Raw genomic sequence first — 19,599 nt, 5'->3', positions numbered from 1 at the left:
GAGGCGTGTCGGCCGGCGGCGCCGGCTCATCGGAGCAGTCGGGCGGACACCCCCGGCCCGATTTTCGCCGCCGCTGCCCAGCGGCGCGACCGTACAGGGAGACAGGACAGCCGTGGCACCACCACCTCAGGGACAGATGCGCCCCGGACGGCAGCTCGCCGTGCTCGGGTTCATCTTCGTCGTCCTCTATCTTTTGGTGTTCTTCTCGGGCGGCGCCAGCGGTGGCCTGCGGGACCGGCTGGAGCCCCGGCTCGGCCTGGACCTGGTCGGCGGCACCCGGCTGACGCTCGAGGCCACCAACAGTGTTGACGGCAAGCCCCCGACGGCCGCCAACCTCGAAGAGGCGCGACAGATCATCGAGAACCGGGTCAACGCCTACGGCGTGGCCGAGGCCGAGGTGGTCACCGAGGGCAACCGCAACATCGTCATCTCCCTGCCCGGTCAGAACCGGGATCTGACCGATGTCGGCAGCGCCGCCGAGTTGCGCTTCCGCAAGGTTCTCAAGGTCACCGACGGCAGCGGCATGACCGTCGCCCCGGAACCGAGCGCCAGCGCCACCCCGGACCCGTCCGCCAGCGCCACCCCGGCCCCGTCGGGCAGCGCGACGCCGAAGCCGTCCGGCAGCACCGCGCCGAAGGCCGAATCGTCGCCGACCACCGGCGGGCAGGGCGGCATGGCCCCGGCGCCGAGCGCCAGCGCGTCGGCCTCGCCGACGCCGAGCGCGAGCGCCGAGCCGACGCCGAGCGCGGAGGCCGAGCCGGTGTCGCAGAGCGTCGAGGAGCAGCGCAAGGCCGTCGAGCAGAAGGTCGGCCCGGACGCCTGGTCCGCCGCCACCGGCCTGACGGAACCGGCCGACCTCACCTCCGACCCGTCGCTGGCGGAGAAGCTCAAGCCGTTCGGCGCCCTCTCCCCGCAGGAGATCGCGGTGCTGCCGGTCAACCTGCAGTTCAACGTCCCGACCATCACCTGCGCCCAGCTCGACAAGCGGCCGCCGGCGTCGATCAAGGACGAGAAGCACCAGGCGGTCGCCTGTGAGTACGGCGGCAAGTACCTGCTGGACCAGGCGAAGGTGGTCGGCACCGACGTCAAGAACGCGTCCGCTCAGCTCGACCAGGCCAGCGCCTGGGTGGTGAGCCTGCAGTTCAGCGGCAAGGGCCAGGAGCGGTGGACCAACCTGACCCGCGAGGCGTTCCAGAACGAGGGCCAGGCCTGCGACCAGAGCGCGGTCGGCCAGGACGGCAAGTGCCGGGTCGCCGTGGTGCTGGACAACGAGATCGTCTCGTCCCCGGAGATCAAGGGCGTGCTGACCGGCGACTCGCAGATCAGCGGCAGCTTTGACAGCAAGAGCGCGAACCAGCTGGCCAGCCAGCTGCGCTACGGCGCACTGCCGGTCACCTTCGTGCAGGCTGAGCAGCAGAACGTCACCGCGACCCTGGGCGACAGCCACCTCAAGGCGGGTCTGCTGGCGGCTGGCATCGGCATGCTGCTGGTGATCATCTACTCGTTCTTCTACTATCGGCTGCTCGGCTCGGTCATCTTCCTGAGCCTGGTGCTCTCCGGCCTGCTGGTCTTCGGCTCGCTGGTGGTGCTCGGCCGGTCGATCGGCTTCACCCTCACCCTCGCCGGCCTCGCCGGCATGATCGTCTCGCTCGGTGTGGCGGCGGACTCGTTCGTCATCTACTTCGAGCGGCTCAAGGACGAGATCCGGGAGGGGCGCAGCCCGCGCAGCGCGGTGCCGCGGGCGTGGATCCGGGCCCGCCGGACGATCATCTCGGCGAACGCCATCACCCTGATGTCCGCCGTGGTGCTCTACCTCGTCTCGGTCGGCGCGGTGAAGGGCTTCGCCTTCGCGCTCGGCCTGGCGACGATCCTCGACCTGGTCGTCGTCTTCCTCTTCCGTCACCCGATCATGACGATGTTCGCCCGGACCCGGGCGTTCCTGTCCCCGCGGGTCAGCGGTCTCGGCCGAGCCCTGCCGGCCCGGTCGGCCGAGCAGGCCGCCGCTCGCAACCCGCGCGTCAAGGAGGCCTGAGATGGCTAAGAGTGGTCTGGCGTCCCGGCTCTACCGGGGCGAGGCCGATCTCAACATCGTCGGCCGGCGCAAGATGTGGTTCGCCGCAGCCGGTCTGCTGGTGCTCGTCGCCGTGCTGAGCTTCACGTTCCGCGGCTTCAGCCTCGGCATCGAGTTCGCCGGCGGCAACTCGTTCCAGGTGCCGGCCAGCGTCGGCACCCTGGACCAGGCCGAGGCGAAGGTCAACGCGGCGCTCGCGGCCAAGGGCGGCGGCATCACGGTGGTCACCGCCCAGAAGGTCGGCAGCACCAGCGGCGAGTACTACGAGATGCGCACCGCGCAGCTCAGCGCGGATGAGGCCAACGCGGTCAAGACCGAGATGGCTCAGGAGTTCGGCATCAACGCCGACCAGATCAGCGGCAACCAGGTCTCCGAGGCGTGGGGCAGCCAGGTCACCGAGCGGGCGCTGCTCGGTCTGCTGATCTTCATCGCGGTGGTGGCGATCTACCTGATCCTGCGTTTCGAGTGGCGGATGGCGGCCGCCGCGATCGCCTCGCTGCTCACGAACCTGGCCCTCACCGCCGGCATCTACTCGCTGGTCGGCTTCGAGGTCACCCCGTCGACGATCATCGGTTTCCTCACCATCCTGGGCTTCGCGCTCTACGACGTGGTGGTGGTCTTCGACAAGGTCCAGGAGAACACCCGCGGTATCACCGCCAACAACAACCAGACCTACGGCGAGGCGGCCAACCTGGCGTTGAACCAGAGCCTGATGCGGTCGCTGAACACCTCGGTGGTCGCCCTGCTCCCGGTCGGTGGTCTGCTCTTCATCGGTGCGGGCCTGCTCGGCGCCGGCACCCTGAAGGACCTGGGTCTGGTGCTCTTCGTCGGTATGGCGGTGGCGTTCCTGACCTCGATCCTGCTGGCCACCCCGGCGCTGGTGCTGCTGAAGAACCAGGACCCGCGGATCAGCGCGCACAACAAGCGGGTGCTGACTCGCCGGGGCGCCATCGCTCGAGGCGAGATCACCCCGAAGGGCGCGGCGCGGGCCGTTGCGGCCGGCGACGACGCCATCGACCCGGAGGAGGCGGCCCTCGCCGGCGCGGCGCCGAAGGTGGGCGCCCGGCCGGCCGGCCGGCGTCCCGCCGCCGCCCGCAGCGGCCGCCCCGGCGGCGGTGGCAACCGGCCCGGCGGCGCGAAGCGCCGCTGACCGGCCCGGAGGTTTCCCCCGGGAGACCCGGTAGGAAGTGACCGGACGGCGTCCGTCATGCTGTGCGAGCGGCATGACGGACGCCGTCGTCGTTTCGAAGGGACATGGGACGTACCGTGACGGAGACCCACACCACCGGGGTACGGGGAGACAGCGGCCCGAAGGTTGCCCAACTGGTCGCCAGCCGGGTGCTGGACGTGCCGGACTTCCCCCAGCCCGGCGTGATGTTCAAGGACCTGATGCCGCTCTTCGCCGACGGTGCCGTCTTCCGCGAGGTGATCGACGGAATCATCGCGTACCACGGGCGGGACTCGTTCGACACGGTGGCCGGCATCGAGGCCCGCGGCTTCGTGCTCGCCGCGGCCATCGCGTACGCCACCGGGGTCGGGGTGGTGCCGGTGCGCAAGGCCGGCAAGCTGCCCCGCGCCACCCACGCCGCCTCCTACGCCCTTGAATACGGCGAGGCGACGCTGGAGGTGCACCAGGACGCCTTCACCGCCGGCCACCGGGTCCTCGTGGTGGACGACGTGCTCGCCACCGGCGGCACCGCCGAGGCCACCCTCGACCTGGTTGAGCGGGCCGGCGGCACGGTCGCCGGCTTCACCGTCCTGCTGGAGCTGGGCTTTCTCAACGGGCGGGAGCGACTCGCCCCGCGTCCGCTCCATGCCCTGCTGACCGTTTGAGCGCCTGCCCGCCCGGGTCGGCCCGGCAGGGTCCGTCCGGTGGAGGCGCGACGTACCCTGCGTGCGGGTAGCATTGCCCTTTGCTGACCGGGCGGGTGACCGTCCGGCGGCGCGACAACCGGCCCCACGGCCGGCGTGGCGCGCGGGGCGGCCGGGACCGCGAGGTCCCCGGCGGTCGACGCAGACCACGTCGACGGGACGGGCGGCGCGGAACAAGGCCGGCCCCCGGGCCGGTTGAACAGAACGTCGGCCGGACGGCCGGCGCACCCCGGCGAGCGGTGAGGAGGCCGGTGTCCCACGATGTCGCCCCTCCGGTGGAGGGCACGGTGCACCCGACAGGCGACGCGGACGGCGCGGCGACCGGGCAGAACGGCAACCCGCCGACCCGGGTGACCAGCTCCGGCGGCGGGCCCGACGCGCACGCGGACGGCGGCACGTCGTCCGGCGGGGCGGTCGTGGTGCCGTTGCGAGCCGACGGCCCGGGGGAGTCCTCCCCCGGCGGTGGCTTCGCCCTCGCCAGCGCCCCGACCGGCCGCCGGGTACGCGCCCGGCTGGCCCGGTTCAACGCACCGTGGCAGACCTCCCAGGTCAGCGAGGTGCTGGAGCCGCTGATCTCGCTGCACCGCGAGAACCACCCCAAGGCGGACGCTCGGCTGCTGCAACGGGCCTTCGACACCGCGGCCCGCTGGCACTCCGGTCAGTACCGCAAGTCCGGCGACCCGTACATCACCCACCCCCTGGCCGTGGCGACCATCCTGGCCACCCTGGGGATGGACACCACCACCCTGGTCGCGGCGCTGCTGCACGACACGATCGAGGACACGGAATACACCCTCGACCAGATGCGCGCCGACTTCGGCGGCGAGGTGGCCCTGCTGGTCGACGGCGTCACCAAGCTCGACAAGGTCAAGCTCGGTGACGCGGCCAAGGCGGAGACCATCCGCAAGATGGTGGTCGCCATGGCCAAGGACCCGCGGGTCCTGGTGATCAAGCTGGCGGACCGGCTGCACAACATGCGTACCCTCACCTTCCTGCCCCGCCCCAAGCAGGAGCAGAAGGCCAAGGAGACGTTGGAGATCCTGGCCCCGCTGGCGCACCGCCTGGGTATGAACACGATCAAGTGGGAGCTGGAGGACCTCGCCTTCGGCACCCTGTTCCCGAAGCGGTTCGAGGAGATCAACCGCCTGATCGGGGAGCACCAGCCGCAGCGCGAGGCGTTGCTGCGCCAGGTGACCCAGAAGGTGTCGACGGATCTCAAGGCCGCCAAGATCAAGGCGGAGACCACCGGCCGGCCGAAGCACCTCTACTCGATCTACCAGAAGATGATCGTGCGGGGGCGCGACTTCAACGACATCTACGACCTGGTCGGTGTGCGGATCCTGGTCGACACGGTGCGGGACTGCTACGCGGCGCTGGGCGTCATCCACGCCAACTGGCAGCCGGTGCCGGGCCGGTTCAAGGACTACATCGCGATGCCCAAGTTCAACATGTACCAGTCGTTGCACACGACGGTCATCGGGCCCACCGGCAAGCCGGTGGAGATGCAGATCCGCACGTACGCGATGCACCGCACCGCCGAGTTCGGCATCGCCGCGCACTGGAAGTACAAGGAGCACAAGGGCGCCCAGATCGTCGGCCCGCCGGCGCACATCGACGAGATGACCTGGCTGCGCCAGCTGCTGGACTGGCAGCGGGAGGCGGCCGACCCGAGCGAGTTCCTCGACGCGCTGCGGTTCGACCTGTCCAGCCAGGAGGTGTACGTCTTCACCCCGAAGGGTGACGTCATCCCGCTGCCGACCGGGTCGACGCCGGTGGACTTCGCGTACGCCGTGCACACCGAGGTCGGGCACAAGTGCATCGGCGCCCGGGTCAACGGCAAGCTGGTGCCGCTGGAATCGACGCTGTCCAACGGCGACGTGATCGAGATCTTCACCTCGAAGTCCGACACCGCCGGGCCGACCCAGGACTGGCTCGGGTTCGTCAAGAGCCCGCGCGCCCGCACGAAGATCCGCCAGTACTTCAACAAGGAGCGGCGCGAGGAGGCGATCGAGGCCGGCAAGGACTCGATCGTCAAGGCGATGCGCAAGCAGGGCATGCCGCTGCAGCGGATGCTCACCCCGGACGCGCTGATGGCGATCGCCCGGGACCTGCACCTGGCCGACGTCGCCTCGCTCTACGCGGCGGTCGGCGACAGCCAGGTCTCCGCCCAGTCGGTGGTGCAGAAGCTGATGGCCACGTACGGCGGCGAGGAGGGCGCGGCGGAGGACATCGCCGAGACCGCCGTCGCCACCCGGCCGCCGCGTAGCCGGGCCTCCAGCCACGATCCGGGTGTGGTGGTCCGGGGCGTCAGCGACGTCTGGATCAAGCTGGCCCGGTGTTGCACGCCGGTGCCGCCGGACGCCGTCTTCGGCTTCGTCACCCGCTCGGGCGGGGTGAGCGTGCACCGCGACGACTGCGCCAACGCCGAGGACCTCAAGGCGCAGAGCGAGCGGATGGTTGAGGTGAGCTGGAAGCTCACCTCCGCGTCGACCTTCCTCGTCGCCATCCAGGTGGAGGCCCTCGACCGGCACAAGCTGCTGACCGACGTCACCCGGGTGCTCTCCGACGAGCGGGTCAACATCCTCTCCGCCACGGTCACCACCACCCGGGACCGGGTGGCGGTGAGCCGGTTCAGCTTCGAGATGGCCGACCCGAAGCACCTGGGGCACCTGCTGGCCGCGGTCCGCAAGGTCGACGGCGTCTTCGACGCCTACCGGGTGACCTCGGGGGCCTGAGGCCCACGCGAAAGCGCCCGCCGGCTTTCCAGCCGGCGGGCGCTTTCGTATGCGGTGCGAAGGCGGGTCAGCCGCCCTGGATGTCGCTCATCGTCAGCTTGTTGATGACGATCTCCTTCTTCGGGTGCCCGCCGCCGGCGTTCGCGTTGTACGCGCCGTCGTCGCCGGCCGCCGCGACCTGCTTCACCACGTCCATGCCGCCGGTGACCGTGCCCAGCACCGTGTAGTTCGCGGGGAGCTCGGAGTCTTCGTACACGATGAAGAACTGGCTACCGGTGCTGCCCTCCGAGCCCGAGTTGGCCATCGCGATGACGCCGTCCGGGTACGGCGGACGCTTGTCGGTGGGCAGGTTCTCCTCGAGCATGCCGTAGCTCGGGCCACCGGTACCGTCGGTGTCCCGCCAGCCGTTGCCCGTCGCACTCGGGTCGCCGCACTGGAGGACCTTGATTCCCTCGGTGACGAGGCGGTGGCACTTGGTGTTGTCGAAGAAGTTCTTGCTGGCCAGGTAGGTGAAGCTACCGGCGGTGCAGGGCACCTGATCGCGGTTGATCTTGGCGGTGATCGGACCGAGGTTGGTGTCGATCGTCATCGTCTGGGTGCCCTTGTTGTCCTGCTGGTTCGGGGGCCGCCCGACGTCCTTGATCTCCTTGGGGCGTCCCTCCGCGGGGATCTCGTTGTAGACGCACTGCGAGTAGCCCGCCGTGCTGGCGGCCTGCTGCTTGTCGTCGTCACCACCGAGCGCGGTGACCAGCCACACGGTGCCGGCGACCACGAGCACCAGCACGGCCGCCGCGCCGGCGATGGCCTGTGTCTGCCGGCGCTTGCGCGCCTTGGTGGCGCGCTCGGCCATCTCCCGCTCGAGTCGGGCCCGCGCCACCGCGCGCTGCCGCTCTCTGGTGGACGTCACGGTCACTCCTTACGGTGTATTTCGGGCGCGGCCGGTGCCGCGGCTGCTGGGATGGCGGGCGGCCGGGTCAGCTGGCGCTGCTCGCCGCCGGCGCGGGGTTGGCCTCGCCGACGGTGAGGCTCTGGACCACCACGTCCGTCTTCGGCTTGACCTTGGCCCCGTTCCCATTGTCCACGGTCGCCAGGGCGCCGATCTTCTCCACCACGTCGAGCCCGCCGGTGACCTTGCCGATGATCGGGTACGTCGGCGTCGCGGTCTTGAAGTCCTTGAAGAAGATCAGGAACTGGCTGCCGTTGGACCCCGGCGGGTTGGCGACCATGGCGACCGTGCCCTTCGGGTACGTCGCCGGCTCGTCCGGCGCCGGCGAGGCGGACGCGCTCGGGTCCGCGCCGGTGGGGATGTCCTCGTCGTAGAACGAGTAGGCCGGGCCCCCGATGCCGGTGCCGCTCGGGTCGCCGCAGTGCAGCGCGCCCTCAGTGGTGATCTCGTGGCAGGTGGTGTTGTCGTAGAACGACTTGCCGGCCAGGTAGGAGATGCTCGCCGCCGCGCACGGCGCCGAGGCCAGGTCGAGCTCGGCCGTGATCGGGTCGCCCTGGTTGGTGGTGACCGTCATCGTCCGGGTGCCGGTGGTGGGCAGGCCGGTGGTGGCCGGCTTGCCGACGTCCTTGAGGTTGGTGTTGGCGCTCGCATCCTGCGGCGTCCAGAGGCAGATGTCCTCGGCCGCCTCCGGCTTCGGCTTCGAGTCGAACGCGCCGAGCGCCCACGCCGAACCGAGCACGATCAGCGCGAGCACCACCGTCGCGCCGACGCCGGCCTGGATCTGCCGGCGGCGCTTCGCCCTGGCGGCCCGCCGGACGAGCTGCCGGTCGAGCTTGGCCCGCGCCAGTTTGCGCTGCCGGTCCCTGCTGGAAGCCACCCGTGCTCCCCTTCCTCTACCCTGGTCCTCGCCGGCGCCGGGCCGTTGTCCGCCCGTCGGTGCGCAGTGCGCCACGCCACACGCCCGCCAGAGTGTACGGCTACCGGCTGGGAAAGTCGTGTACGAGGTTCCGACTAGGCTTGCTCACGAAGACCATGACTGGAACGGAAGGGGAGCGGACGTGCTCGTGGCCGGCTTTCCCGCGGACGCCTTCGGCACCAACTGTTATGTGGTGGCGACCGCGCCGGGGGAGCAGTGCGTGGTGGTCGACCCCGGGATCGGGGTGCTGGACCAGCTCGACGCCGTGCTCGCCGAGCACCGCCTGCACCCGGCCGCCGTGCTGCTCACCCACGGCCACCTCGACCACACCTTCTCGGTGGCGCCGGTCTGCGAGGCGCGGGGCATCACCGCGTACGTGCACCCGGACGACCTGGAGCTGCTCGCCGACCCGGCCAAGGCGCTCTCGATGGATCTCACCCAGCTCTTCGGCGGCCGGCTGCCCTACGCCGAGCCGGAGGACGTGGCCGAGCTGACCGACGGCGCCACCCTCAGCCTCGCCGGGTTGGAGATCAGCGTCGACCACGCCCCCGGCCATACCGGCGGGTCGGTGCTGTTCCGGATGCCCGGCGCCGGCTCGCCCTGGGAGGCCGAGCAGATCTGCCTCTCCGGTGACGTGCTCTTCGCCGGCTCGATCGGCCGCACCGACCTGCCGGGTGGCAGCATGCCCCGCATGCTGGCCAGCCTCCGGGACAAGGTCCTCCCGCTGGCCGACGACACCGTCGTCCTGCCCGGCCACGGCCCCGCGACCACCATCGGCCGCGAGCGCGCGATCAACCCGTACCTCGTCGAGGTGGCGGGGGCCGGCGACGCGCGCCCGGCCGCGCCCACCCGCGGCCTGTAGCCGCCCACGACCTTCCCGCGCGGTCCGCGCGGGATCCAAGGAGTACGCGATGAGCAAGCCCACGCCCATCTCCGGGTTCCCGGAGTGGACGCCCGCCCAGCGCATGATCGAGCAGTTCGTGCTGGACCGGATCCGCGCAACCTTCGAGCTGTACGGCTTCGCCCCCCTGGAGACCCGCGCGGTCGAGCCCCTCGATCAGCTGCTCCGCAAGGGGGAGACCTCCAAGGAGGTCTACGTGCTGCGCCGGCTGCAGGCCGACCCGGAGGGCGCGACCGGCGACGACGCGCTCGGCCTGCACTTCGACCTCACCGTGCCGTTCGCCCGGTACGTCCTGGAGAACGCCGGCAAGCTGCAGTTCCCGTTCCGCCGCTACCAGATCCAGAAGGTGTGGCGGGGCGAGCGCCCGCAGGAGGGGCGCTACCGCGAGTTCCTGCAGGCCGACATCGACATCGTCGACCGGGACACCCTGCCGGCCCACTACGAGGCGGAGATGCCCCTGGTCATCGGCGACGCGCTGCGCTCGTTGCCGATCCCGCCGGTACGGATCCAGGTCAACAACCGCAAGGTCTGCGAGGGCTTCTACCGGGGGATCGGGCTGACCGACCCGGAGGCAGCGCTGCGTGCCGTCGACCGGCTCGACAAGATCGGCCCGGCGAAGGTGACCGAGCTGCTCGCGGAGACGGCCGGGGCGAGCGAGGCGCAGGCCAAGGCCGTCCTGGCCCTGGCCGAGATCTCCGCGCCGGACGCCTCCTTCGCCGACGCGGTCCGCGCGCTCGGGGTGAGTGACCCGCTGCTCGACGAGGGCATCGCGGAGTTGACCGCGGTGATGGAGACCGCCGCCGCGCACTCGCCCGGACTCTGCGTCGCCGACCTGCGCATCGCCCGTGGCCTGGACTACTACACCGGCACGGTGTACGAGACGCAGATGATCGGCTACGAGCGGTTCGGCTCGGTCTGCTCCGGCGGCCGGTACGACAACCTGGCCAGCTCGGGCAACGTCCGCTTCCCCGGCGTGGGCATCTCCATCGGGGTGACCCGCCTGCTCGGCCTGCTCTTCGGCGCCGACGCGCTGTCGGTGTCCCGCAGCGTGCCGACCTGCGTGCTGGTCGCGGTCACCAGCGAGGACGAGCGGCCGGCCAGCAACCGGGTCGCCGAGGCGCTGCGCTCCCGGGGCATCCCCACCGAGGTGTCGCCGAGCGCGGCCAAGTTCGGCAAGCAGATCCGCTACGCCGAGCGCCGTGGCATCCCGTACGTCTGGTTCCCGGGCGCGGAGGGCGACGAGGTGAAGGACATCCGCTCGGGCGAGCAGGCGGCCGCCGCGGCGGGCGAGTGGACCCCGCCCCGGGCGGACCTGAAGCCGCTGGTGGGCCCCGCGACTGGCGCGTGAGAAAGATTCGACCTACGGTGGCGTAACTTACGCCACCGTAGGGAGAACCTTGTGACCGTGCTCAGCCAGACCGCCCTGCTCCACGAACTCGAGCCAGTGGTCGAAAAGAACCTCGACCGGCACCTGTCGCTGGCGAAGGAGTGGTTCCCGCACGAGTACGTGCCGTGGAGCGAGGGACGTACCTTCGACGGTCCGCTCGGCGGCGAAGCATGGTCACCGCAGGACTCCAGCATCCCCGAGGTCGCCCGCACCGCGCTGATCGTCAACCTGCTCACCGAGGACAACCTGCCCTCGTACCACCACGAGATCGCCACCCTGTTCGGCCGGGACGGCGCATGGGGCACCTGGGTGCACCGGTGGACCGCCGAGGAGGGGCGGCACGGCACCGCCATCCGCGACTACCTGACGGTGAGCCGGGCGGTCGACCCGGTGGCCCTGGAGCGGGCCCGGATGACGCACATGTCGGCGGGTTACCACAACGCGCACGGCGACGAGGTGCTGCATTCGCTGGCGTACGTCTCGTTCCAGGAGTTGGCCACCCGGATCTCACACCGCAACACCGGCCGGGCCGCCGCCGACCCGATCTGCGACGCGCTGCTGGCCCGGGTGGCGGCCGACGAGAACCTGCACATGGTCTTCTACCGCAACCTGCTCGGCGCGGCCTTCGAGCTGGCCCCGAGCCAGGCCATGCGTGCGGTCGCGGACGTGCTGGCCGACTTCCAGATGCCGGGCGTCGGCATCGAGGGCTTCGCCCGCAAGTCGGTGGCCATCGCCCTGGCCGGCATCTACGACCTGCGGCAGCACCGCGACGACGTGGTCGCACCGGTGCTGCGCCAGTGGAACGTCTTCGAGGTCACCGGCCTGAACGCCGACGGCGAGGCCGCCCGCGACCAGATCGCCGCCCACCTCGACACCCTGGAGCAGCAGGCGTCCCGCTTCGAGGAGAAGCGCGCCGCCCGCGCCGCCCGCCTCACCGCCGCCCGCTGACCCCGCCCCGCCCACCCCGCCGCCTCCCCTCCCCGGTTTCGTCGCTGATCATGAAGTTGTTGTCACGACACGCCGAGGCGACCGACAACAACCTCATGATCGACCGGGTTGGGGGCGGGGGTGGAGGTCAGGCGGGGGCGTTGAGGGGGAGGAGGAGGCAGCTCGAGGTGGCGTGGGCGATGAGGCGGTCCTTCGTGTCCGTCAGGCGGGCCTCGGCCAGGGCGGTACGCCGACCGCGCTGGAGCACCGTGCCCTCGCAGCACAGCCGACCGCTCTCGACGGTGACCGGCCGGAGGAACCTCACGTTCAGGTCCAATGAGGTGTAGCCGACGCCGGCCGGGAGCGTGCTGTGGACGGCGCACCCGGCGGCGGTGTCGAGCAGCGTGGAGATGATCCCGCCGTGCACCGTGCCGAGCGGGTTGTAGTGGAACTCCTGCGGCATCAGCTCGACCGTGACCCGGCCCTCGTCCGCTTCCATCCGGGCCATGTCGATCAGGTGCATGATCGGCGGCGCGGCCAACTCCCCGGCGATCATCGCGCGCAGCAGATCCAGACCGCTGCGCTGACCGACGTGCGCCGCCCCGGCCATCGGGTCGGACCAGGAGAAGGTGCGGCTGCGGTCCTGCATCTGTGTCATGGACCCAGCCTCGCAGCGCGCCGCTGATGGTCGCCCACCGGGACTGCGGGGCCGAGGTCCGGGTCGCGTTGCGCTGCGCCGAGGGGCACGAGGTGACCGAACCACGCGACCGGCTGCCCCGGCCGGGGCCTGGGGGCTCGCCGCCGGATCTGAGGGTCACCATCGGTGTCCACAATGGCACGTCCTGCCCACTTTCCGGGCCGGCCAATTCGGGCAAAGGGCAGCCTTGCAGAAGATCTTAAATATGTGAATACTTTGTGGTCTCTCGGCTGGTTCCCCCGGCCGGCCGGGTTGTCCCCGGGCGCGCCCGTATGACGGCGCCCGTCACCCCCTCCTTGGAGGTTGTTACATGCGACCCACGAGGTCCTCACTCCGCCGCGCCGCCGCCATCGCCGTGGCCGGCACCCTGGTCACCGGCTCGCTCCTCGGCGCACCCGCCCAGGCGGCCCCGGCCACGTCCGCGTCCCCCGACGCCGCCGCCGCGCTCGTCACCAAGCTCGGCGACCGCGCCGCCGGCACGTACGCCGACGCCAGCGGCAAGATGGTCATCGCGGTGACCGACGCCGCGGCCGCGCGCCAGGTCCGCGCCGCGGGCGCCACCGCGAAGCTCGTCACCCGGGGCGCCGACCGACTCAAGGCGGCCACCGACGAGCTGGAGCGGTCCGCCAAGGTCCCCGGCACCGCCTGGTGGGTCGACCCGGCCACCAACCAGGTCGTGGTCTCCGTCGACAGCACCGTCACCGGCGCCAAGCTGGAGCAGGTCAAGGCGGCCGCCGCCCGCACCGGCGGCACGGTCCGGATCGAGGCCGAGTCCGGCGTGCTGAGCACCCGGATCTCCGGCGGCAACGCCATCTACGCCGCTGGCGGCGGGCGCTGCTCGCTCGGCTTCAACGTGCGCAGCAGCTCCGGCGTCTACTACTTCCTCACCGCCGGGCACTGCACCAACATCGCGTCGAACTGGTACAGCAACTCGGGGCAGACCTCGCTGCTCGGCACCCGCGCCGGCAGCACCTTCCCGGGCCGCGACTACGGCATCGTGAAGTACAGCAACCAGAGCAGCGTCCAGCCGAGCAACGTCTACCTGTACAACGGCAGCTACCAGAAGATCAGCAGCGCCGGCAGCGCGTACGTCGGCCAGACCGTCAACCGCTCCGGTAGCACCACCGGCCTGCGCAGCGGTTCGGTCAACGCGCTCAACGCCACGGTCAACTACGCCGAGGGCAGCGTCTCCGGCCTGATCCGCACCAACGTCTGCGCCGAGCCGGGCGACAGCGGCGGCTCCCTCTTCGCCGGCAGCGCCGCGCTGGGCATGACCTCGGGCGGCAGCGGCAACTGCACCAGCGGCGGCACCACCTACTTCCAGCCGGTCACCACGGCGCTGAGCGCCTATGGCGTGAGCGTCTACTGATCGATCCCTCGCGAGCGGGCCGCCGGACGACCGGCGGCCCGCTCCCGCGTTCGCGGCTGATTGGCGGCGGCGGTCGGCGGCGTTCGCGGATCGCCGGACCGAGCCGGGTTGCCGGGTGGTGCGGGACGCGTTCGGCCAAGCTGACAGAATGCGGGTGCAGCCCGTTCAGTTCGATGAGGAGACGCGAGTCGTGATCCGTACCCATGACGCCGGCAGCCTGCGCGCGACGGACGCCGGCACCACGGTGACGCTCGCCGGCTGGGTGGCCCGCCGGCGCGACCACGGCGGCGTCATCTTCGTCGACCTGCGCGACGGCTCCGGCGTGGTCCAGGTGGTCTTCCGCGAGGAGGACGCGCACGCGCTGCGCAACGAGTTCTGCGTCAAGGTCATCGGCGAGGTGACCCGCCGCCCCGAGGGCAACGAGAACCCGGACCTGCCCACCGGCGAGGTCGAGGTCACCGCGAGCGCGCTGGAGGTGCTCTCCGAGGCGGCGCCGCTGCCGTTGCCGGTGGACGACCAGATCGAGGCCGGCGACGACATCCGGCTCAAGTACCGCTACCTGGACCTGCGCCGCAGCGGCCCGGCGAAGGCGCTGCGGCTGCGCTCGCGGGCCAACCAGCTCGCCCGCACGGTGCTGAACGAGCGGGACTTCCTGGAGATCGAGACGCCCACCCTGACCCGCTCCACCCCGGAGGGCGCCCGCGACTTCCTGGTCCCGGTCCGGCTCCAGCCGGGCAGCTGGTACGCCCTGCCGCAGTCGCCGCAGCTGTTCAAGCAGCTGCTGATGGTCGGCGGCATGGAGCGCTATTACCAGATCGCCCGCTGCTACCGCGACGAGGACTTCCGCGCCGACCGCCAGCCGGAGTTCACCCAGCTCGACATCGAGATGTCCTTCGTCACCGAGGACGACGTCATCGAGCTCGGCGAGGCGATCGTCTCGGCGCTCTGGTCGGATCTGGCCGGCTACGAGATCTCCCGGCCGATTCCGCGGATCACCTGGCACGACGCCATGTCGCGCTACGGCTCCGACAAGCCCGACCTGCGCTACGGCGTCGAACTGACCGAGCTGACCGACTACCTGCGCGGCACCGAGTTCCGGGTGTTCGCCGGCGCGATCGACGCGGGCGGCTACGTCGGCGCGGTGGTCATGCCGGGCGGCGCGGCGCAGAGCCGCAAGGAGCTGGACGGCTGGCAGGACTGGGCCAAGGCGCGCGGCGCCCGGGGCCTGGCGTACGTGGTGCTCGACGCCGAGACCGGCGAGGCGCGCGGCCCGGTGGCCAAGAACCTCTCCGAGGCGCACCTGGCCGGGCTGGCCGACGCGGTCGGCGCCAAGCCGGGCGACGCCGTCTTCTTCGCCGCCAGCACCAACACCCGCGAGGCGCAGGAGCTGCTCGGCGCCGCCCGGATCGAGATCGCCAAGCGGGCCAAGCTCATCGACGAGAGCGCCTGGGCGTTCTGCTGGGTGGTCGACGCGCCGATGTTCGAGCGCACCGACGAGGGCGGCTGGACGGCGGTGCACCACCCGTTCACCTCGCCGAACGACGAGTGGGTGGACCGGTTCGAGGAGGCCCCGGACCGGGCCCTGGCCTACGCGTACGACATCGTCTGCAACGGCAACGAGATCGGCGGCGGCTCCGTCCGTATCCACCGGGGCGACGTGCAGCAGCGGGTGTTCGACCTGCTCGGCATCACCCCGGAGGAGGCGCAGGACAAGTTCGGCTTCCTGCTGGAGGCGTTCAAGTACGGCCCGCCCCCGCACGGCGGCATCGCCTTCGGCTGGGACCGGATCTGCATGCTGCTAGCCGGCGCGGACTCGATCCGCGAGGTCATCGCGTTCCCGAAGACCCGCGGCGGCTTCGACCCGCTGACCGGCGCCCCCACGCCGATCACCCCGCAGCAGCGCGCCGAAGCCGGCGTCGACGCCAAGCCCAAGGCCCCGGCCGCCCCCCACACCGGCACCGCCGGCCCCGCCGCCCCCGTCGCCGACCCCACCTGATCCGCCCCCGCAACTCCCCGTCGATCATGAGGTTGGCGGTCGCCCGCTCCGGCGTGTCGCCCCGCTAACCTCATGATCGACGCTTGAGGGAGGTGGGTGGCGTGACGCTGCTTGTGGTGGGGGGCAGTGGGTTTTTGGGTGGGGAGGTTTGTCGGCAGGCCGTGGCGGTGGGGGAGCGGGTGGTCGGCACGTACCACTCGGCCGCCGTCGCGGTGCCGGGGGTGGTCGCGCGCCGGCTTGACGTCACCGACCGCGCCGCCGTGCGCGCGCTGGTCACCGAGGTGCGCCCCGACGCCGTCGTCGCCACCCCCTATCGGTACGACGACTGGGCGGTCACCGCCGACGGCGCGGCCAACATCGCGTACGCCGCCGCCGAGGTGGGGGCGCGGCTGGTGCACCTGTCCAGCGACGCCCTGCACGGCGGGCGGCCGGCGCCGTATCTCGACGACGATGCGCCCACGCCCAGTTATCCGTACGGGGCGGCGAAGGCGGCGGCGGAGACCGCGGTGCGGGCGATCGACCCGGGTGCGGTGCTGGTGCGTACCTCGCTCATCGTGGGGGAGGGCAGCAAGCAGATCGCGCTCTGCCGCGAGGCGTTCGCCGGCCGGGCGAGCCTGTTCACCGACGAGGTTCGCTGCCCGATCGACGTGACCGACCTGGCCGCCGCCGTGCTGGAACTCGTGCCGTCGGATTGTGCCGGACCGCTCAACGTGGCCGGGCCGGACGCGGTGAGCCGCGCCGAGCTGGGGCTTCTGGTCGCCCGGCAACTCGGCGTCGACCCGGCCGGGCTGAGGACGACGACCGCCGTCGCCGCCGGCGTGTGCCGTCCGGCCGAGGTACGCCTCGACTCCTCCCGCGCCGCCGGCCTGCTGCGTACCCGGCTGCGCGGCGTCACCGAACTTCTCGCCTCCTGAGCGTCGCCGCGCCCGCGGTCGGACCATGCACACTTCCTATGCATAAACCTTGTGCATAGGAAGTGTGCACAGATATTGTGCACACATGGGGAACGACAGGAAGCCGGCGTCGCGTCAGGTCCGGATCGACCATCGCCAGGTGCGGGTGCTGGCACACCCGCTGCGCACCCGACTGCTCGGCGCGCTGCGGGTGAAGGGTCCGGCCACGGCCACCGCCCTCGCCGAGCTGCTCGGCACCAACACCGGGGCGACCAGCTACCACCTGCGCCAGCTCGCCGAGGTCGGGCTGGTTGTCGAAGATCCCGACCTCGGCACCGGCCGGCAGCGGTTCTGGCGGGCCGCGCACGACGTCACCAACTGGGAGAACACCGACTTCGACGACGACCCCGATGCCCGGGCCGCCATCGAGTGGATCGAGGGCGACCAGGTGCGGAACTTCGTCGAACACGCCGAGCGGTGGTTCACCGTCCGCCACGAGTGGTCGCCGGCCTGGCGGGAGGCGTTCGGCATGGGCGACATCTTCATGACCATCCCATCGGCGCGGCTGGCGGCGCTCAAGGCCGAGGTGGAACAGCTCCTCGAGCGCTACCGCGACGAGGCCGACCCCGGCGAGCTCGGCGCGGAGCAGGTGCAGGTCTACTTCGCCGCCCTGCCGATGCTGGCCGACCTGCGGCTCACCCGCCCACCGTCGCAGGAGGAGCGATGAGCGCGCTGTCCGTACGCCAGGTCCGGTTCCGCTACCTCACGCTCTACGGCCTGCGCTGGCTGCCCAGCGGCCTGATGGTCCCGGTGATGATCCTGCTGATGCAGGAGCGGGGCCTTACGCTGTCCCAGATCGGCCTGGTGGCCACCGCCCAGGGCCTCGTGGTCCTCGTGCTGGAGTTGCCCACCGGGGGTCTCGCCGACGCGCTCGGCCGTAAGCCAGCTCTCGGCGTCGCCTGGGTGATCGGCCTGATCTCGCTGATCATCTTCGCGGTGGCCGACTCGTTCTGGCTCTTCTTCCTGGTCTGGGCGTTGCAGGGCGTCTACCGGGCGCTCGACAGCGGCCCCCTGGAATCCTGGTACGTCGACGCCACCCTCGCCGCCGACCCGCACGCCGAGTACGAGCGCGGTCTCGGCCAGGCCGGCACCGTCGCCGGCCTCGCCATCGGCGTCGGCGCGCTGGTCGGCGGTGGCCTGGTCGCGCTCGGCCCGGTCGGGCCGGTCAGCGCGCTGACCCTGCCCGTGCTGGTGGCCATCGTCCTGTACGGCGTCTCGTTGGTAGCGCTGCTGGTGCTGCTGGTGGAGACCCGCCCGGCCCGGGGCGCCGCGGCGCTGCGTACCTCGGTGGCCGAGGTACCTCGGATGGCCGGGCAGGCGATCGGCCTGCTCCGCCGCTCCCGGGTGCTGCTCGCCCTGGTCGCCGTCGAGCTGTTCTGGGGCTTCGGCATGGTCACCTTCGAGTCGCTGCTGCCGATCCGCCTCTCCGAAGTGGTCGGCGACGCCGACCGCGCGGCGGCACTGCTCGGACCGGCCGGCTCGGCGGCCTGGCTGGCCAACGCGGCCGGCGCCGCGCTCACCCCGCTCCTGCTGCGCCGGCTGGGCGCCGCGCCCGCCGCCGCGCTGCTGCGGGTGCTCCAGGGCGTGACCGTGGTCGGGATGGGCCTGCTCGCCGGCCCGGTCGGGGTGCTCGTCGCCTACCTGGCCTGCTACACCGTGCACGGCGCGTCCAACCCGCTGCACAATGCGCTGCTGCATCGGCAGGTAGACGGGCCGTACCGGACCAGCGTCATGTCGCTCAACTCGATGGTGGGCCTGCCAGCCGGCGCGCTCGGCGCGGTGGTCCTGACCGCCCTGGCCGACCGCACCAGCGTCAGCCTCGCCATGCTGGTCGGCGCGGTGGTGCTCGCCCTGGCCGCGCCGCTCTACCTGCCGGCCTGGCGCGCCGGCCGAGACGGTGTGCCGACGGCGGCCGGCGCGGCGGGGGAGCACCGGACGGCGGCGCCGGACGAGCGGGTCACCGGGCCGGACGACTCACTCGCCGGTCCCGTACCCGTCCCGGCGCCGGACCCGGTGACCTCGGGCAGCCACGCGGCCCGGTCCGCCTGATGACAGTGCCAAGGCCGGACCCACCCTGCGAGCGGTGCTCAGCCGAGGTGGATCGAGGTGCGGGGCTCGGTGTTGGTGTAGCCGAGGCGGCGATAGAGCCGGAGCGCCCCGAGGTTCTCGGTGTAGACGCCGAGCGCCACGTGGTCGTACAGGGCGAAGAGGGCGCGGGTCATCCCGGCGGTGAGCGCCGCGCCGAGGCCCCGCCCGCGCCGGTCGGTCGCCACCGTGAGGCCGGCGAGGAAGCCGATGTCCCCCCGACTGCGGTCCGCCCCGCACGCGACGAGGCGGTCGCCGTCGCGGATGCCGTACCAGTCGACGATGCGCTCGTCGTCGGGGCGGGAGGTGGTGGTGGGGAACGACTCGTCGATCAGCGCCGCGAGGGCCGGGTGGTCCGCCTCGGTGAGGCGGACCACCCGTTCCTCCTCCGGCTGTGGGGGCGGCGGCGTGGTGGTCCAGAGGAAGTCCCACTCGTCCAGCCGCGCGACGGTCAGCCGGCGCGCCACCTCCGCGGCAGGCGTGCGCGGCAGGTGCAGCCACTGTCCGGCGTGCAGCGTCCCGTCCGCGACCAGGCCGGCGAAGACGTCCAGCGCCGGCCCGGTCGCCCCGAGCGCCCCGCCGGCCGGTCCCTGCCCCGGCGGGAGCAGCCAGCCCACCGCACCATCGCGCCGCCACCCGCGCGCCTCGTGGTCCCGCCAGAGCGCGTGCCGGGCGTACGGGTGGTGACCGGCGGCGGCGAGCAGGGCGTCCCGACCCACCAGAACCTGGTCGGCAGTGATCATG

The 19,599-nt window shown here is 71.8% G+C and carries 16 protein-coding genes; 12 read left to right on the top strand and 4 right to left on the bottom strand.

The window, feature by feature from the left end; all coding sequences use genetic code 11:
* Positions 1-136: 136 nt before the first annotated feature.
* The 4 genes from secD to AB0C02_RS19445 all read left to right on the top strand — a co-directional run bounded on the left by secD (position 137) and on the right by AB0C02_RS19445 (position 6,678).
* Complete coding sequence (gene secD / locus AB0C02_RS19460; RefSeq protein WP_357549763.1) at positions 137-2,032, top strand: protein translocase subunit SecD; 1,896 nt, start codon at positions 137-139, stop codon at positions 2,030-2,032.
* 1 nt (position 2,033) lies between these two features.
* A complete protein-coding gene (gene secF / locus AB0C02_RS19455) occupies positions 2,034-3,221 on the top strand; it encodes a protein translocase subunit SecF (RefSeq protein ID WP_357549745.1) in 1,188 nt (395 codons plus the stop codon).
* Positions 3,222-3,337: 116 nt separating this feature from the next.
* Positions 3,338-3,904, top strand: coding sequence for an adenine phosphoribosyltransferase (locus tag AB0C02_RS19450; RefSeq protein ID WP_357549744.1), 567 nt, complete (start codon positions 3,338-3,340; stop codon positions 3,902-3,904).
* Between the two features lie 314 nt (positions 3,905-4,218).
* Positions 4,219-6,678 carry a bifunctional (p)ppGpp synthetase/guanosine-3',5'-bis(diphosphate) 3'-pyrophosphohydrolase gene (locus AB0C02_RS19445; protein WP_357549762.1) on the top strand — a complete coding sequence of 820 codons (2,460 nt, stop codon included), beginning with the start codon at positions 4,219-4,221 and terminating at the stop codon, positions 6,676-6,678.
* A 67-nt stretch (positions 6,679-6,745) separates the two neighbouring features.
* Here the strand turns inward: AB0C02_RS19445 and AB0C02_RS19440 are convergent, their stop codons facing one another.
* On the bottom strand, positions 6,746-7,585 hold the full coding sequence (locus AB0C02_RS19440; RefSeq protein WP_357549743.1) for a peptidylprolyl isomerase: 840 nt from the start codon (positions 7,583-7,585) through the stop codon (positions 6,746-6,748).
* Positions 7,586-7,652: 67 nt separating this feature from the next.
* The gene (locus AB0C02_RS19435) at positions 7,653-8,501 is read right to left on the bottom strand and encodes a peptidylprolyl isomerase (protein WP_357549742.1); all 849 of its coding nucleotides are present in this window, start codon (positions 8,499-8,501) and stop codon (positions 7,653-7,655) included.
* Positions 8,502-8,682: 181 nt separating this feature from the next.
* Between AB0C02_RS19435 and AB0C02_RS19430 the strand changes: the two genes are divergently transcribed.
* The 3 genes from AB0C02_RS19430 to AB0C02_RS19420 are packed head-to-tail and all read left to right on the top strand — an operon-like array spanning position 8,683 to position 11,776.
* Positions 8,683-9,402, top strand: a complete 720-nt coding sequence (locus AB0C02_RS19430; RefSeq protein WP_357549741.1) for an MBL fold metallo-hydrolase — start codon at positions 8,683-8,685, stop codon at positions 9,400-9,402.
* A 49-nt stretch (positions 9,403-9,451) separates the two neighbouring features.
* Positions 9,452-10,789 (top strand): histidine--tRNA ligase, encoded by a 1,338-nt coding sequence (gene hisS / locus AB0C02_RS19425; RefSeq protein WP_357549740.1) that lies wholly within the window; start codon positions 9,452-9,454, stop codon positions 10,787-10,789.
* Between the two features lie 51 nt (positions 10,790-10,840).
* Positions 10,841-11,776 (top strand): acyl-ACP desaturase, encoded by a 936-nt coding sequence (locus tag AB0C02_RS19420; protein ID WP_357549739.1) that lies wholly within the window; start codon positions 10,841-10,843, stop codon positions 11,774-11,776.
* Positions 11,777-11,903: 127 nt separating this feature from the next.
* Here AB0C02_RS19420 and AB0C02_RS19415 read toward each other — a convergent pair whose 3' ends face one another.
* The gene (locus tag AB0C02_RS19415; RefSeq protein WP_357549738.1) at positions 11,904-12,413 is read right to left on the bottom strand and encodes a PaaI family thioesterase; all 510 of its coding nucleotides are present in this window, start codon (positions 12,411-12,413) and stop codon (positions 11,904-11,906) included.
* Positions 12,414-12,762: 349 nt separating this feature from the next.
* Here AB0C02_RS19415 and AB0C02_RS19410 point away from each other — a divergent pair, with 349 nt between their 5' ends.
* The 5 genes from AB0C02_RS19410 to AB0C02_RS19390 all read left to right on the top strand — a co-directional run bounded on the left by AB0C02_RS19410 (position 12,763) and on the right by AB0C02_RS19390 (position 18,819).
* Positions 12,763-13,821, top strand: a complete 1,059-nt coding sequence (locus tag AB0C02_RS19410) for a S1 family peptidase (RefSeq protein ID WP_357549737.1) — start codon at positions 12,763-12,765, stop codon at positions 13,819-13,821.
* 190 nt (positions 13,822-14,011) lie between these two features.
* The gene (gene aspS / locus AB0C02_RS19405) at positions 14,012-15,817 is read left to right on the top strand and encodes an aspartate--tRNA ligase (protein ID WP_357549736.1); all 1,806 of its coding nucleotides are present in this window, start codon (positions 14,012-14,014) and stop codon (positions 15,815-15,817) included.
* A 101-nt stretch (positions 15,818-15,918) separates the two neighbouring features.
* Positions 15,919-16,731, top strand: a complete 813-nt coding sequence (locus AB0C02_RS19400) for a sugar nucleotide-binding protein (RefSeq protein WP_357549735.1) — start codon at positions 15,919-15,921, stop codon at positions 16,729-16,731.
* An 85-nt stretch (positions 16,732-16,816) separates the two neighbouring features.
* Positions 16,817-17,437, top strand: a complete 621-nt coding sequence (locus AB0C02_RS19395; protein ID WP_357549734.1) for a helix-turn-helix domain-containing protein — start codon at positions 16,817-16,819, stop codon at positions 17,435-17,437.
* Positions 17,434-18,819 (top strand): MFS transporter, encoded by a 1,386-nt coding sequence (locus AB0C02_RS19390; RefSeq protein WP_357549733.1) that lies wholly within the window; start codon positions 17,434-17,436, stop codon positions 18,817-18,819. The genes AB0C02_RS19395 and AB0C02_RS19390 overlap by 4 nt, the downstream gene beginning before the upstream one ends.
* Positions 18,820-18,857: 38 nt before the next feature.
* Here the strand turns inward: AB0C02_RS19390 and AB0C02_RS19385 are convergent, their stop codons facing one another.
* Complete coding sequence (locus AB0C02_RS19385; RefSeq protein ID WP_357549732.1) at positions 18,858-19,598, bottom strand: GNAT family N-acetyltransferase; 741 nt, start codon at positions 19,596-19,598, stop codon at positions 18,858-18,860.
* Between the last annotated feature and the right edge of the window lies 1 nt (position 19,599).

Origin of the sequence: Micromonospora sp. NPDC048999, assembly GCF_040649295.1 — a bacterium.
GTDB lineage: Bacteria > Actinomycetota > Actinomycetes > Mycobacteriales > Micromonosporaceae > Micromonospora.
Note: the sequence above shows the minus strand (reverse complement) of the source record. Positions and strands in the feature narration are given on the sequence as shown.

Bases quoted from the DNA above. Each gene is read 5' to 3' on its own strand.
- AB0C02_RS19410 (WP_357549737.1), top strand. From the start codon at position 12,763: ATGCGACCCACGAGGTCCTCACTCCGCCGCGCCGCCGCCATCGCCGTG.
- hisS (WP_357549740.1), top strand. From the start codon at position 9,452: ATGAGCAAGCCCACGCCCATCTCCGGGTTCCCGGAGTGGACGCCCGCC.
- secF (WP_357549745.1), top strand. From the start codon at position 2,034: ATGGCTAAGAGTGGTCTGGCGTCCCGGCTCTACCGGGGCGAGGCCGAT.
- secD (WP_357549763.1), top strand. From the start codon at position 137: ATGCGCCCCGGACGGCAGCTCGCCGTGCTCGGGTTCATCTTCGTCGTC.
- AB0C02_RS19395 (WP_357549734.1), top strand. From the start codon at position 16,817: ATGGGGAACGACAGGAAGCCGGCGTCGCGTCAGGTCCGGATCGACCAT.
- AB0C02_RS19385 (WP_357549732.1), bottom strand. From the start codon at position 19,598: ATGATCACTGCCGACCAGGTTCTGGTGGGTCGGGACGCCCTGCTCGCC.
- AB0C02_RS19415 (WP_357549738.1), bottom strand. From the start codon at position 12,413: ATGACACAGATGCAGGACCGCAGCCGCACCTTCTCCTGGTCCGACCCG.
- AB0C02_RS19390 (WP_357549733.1), top strand. From the start codon at position 17,434: ATGAGCGCGCTGTCCGTACGCCAGGTCCGGTTCCGCTACCTCACGCTC.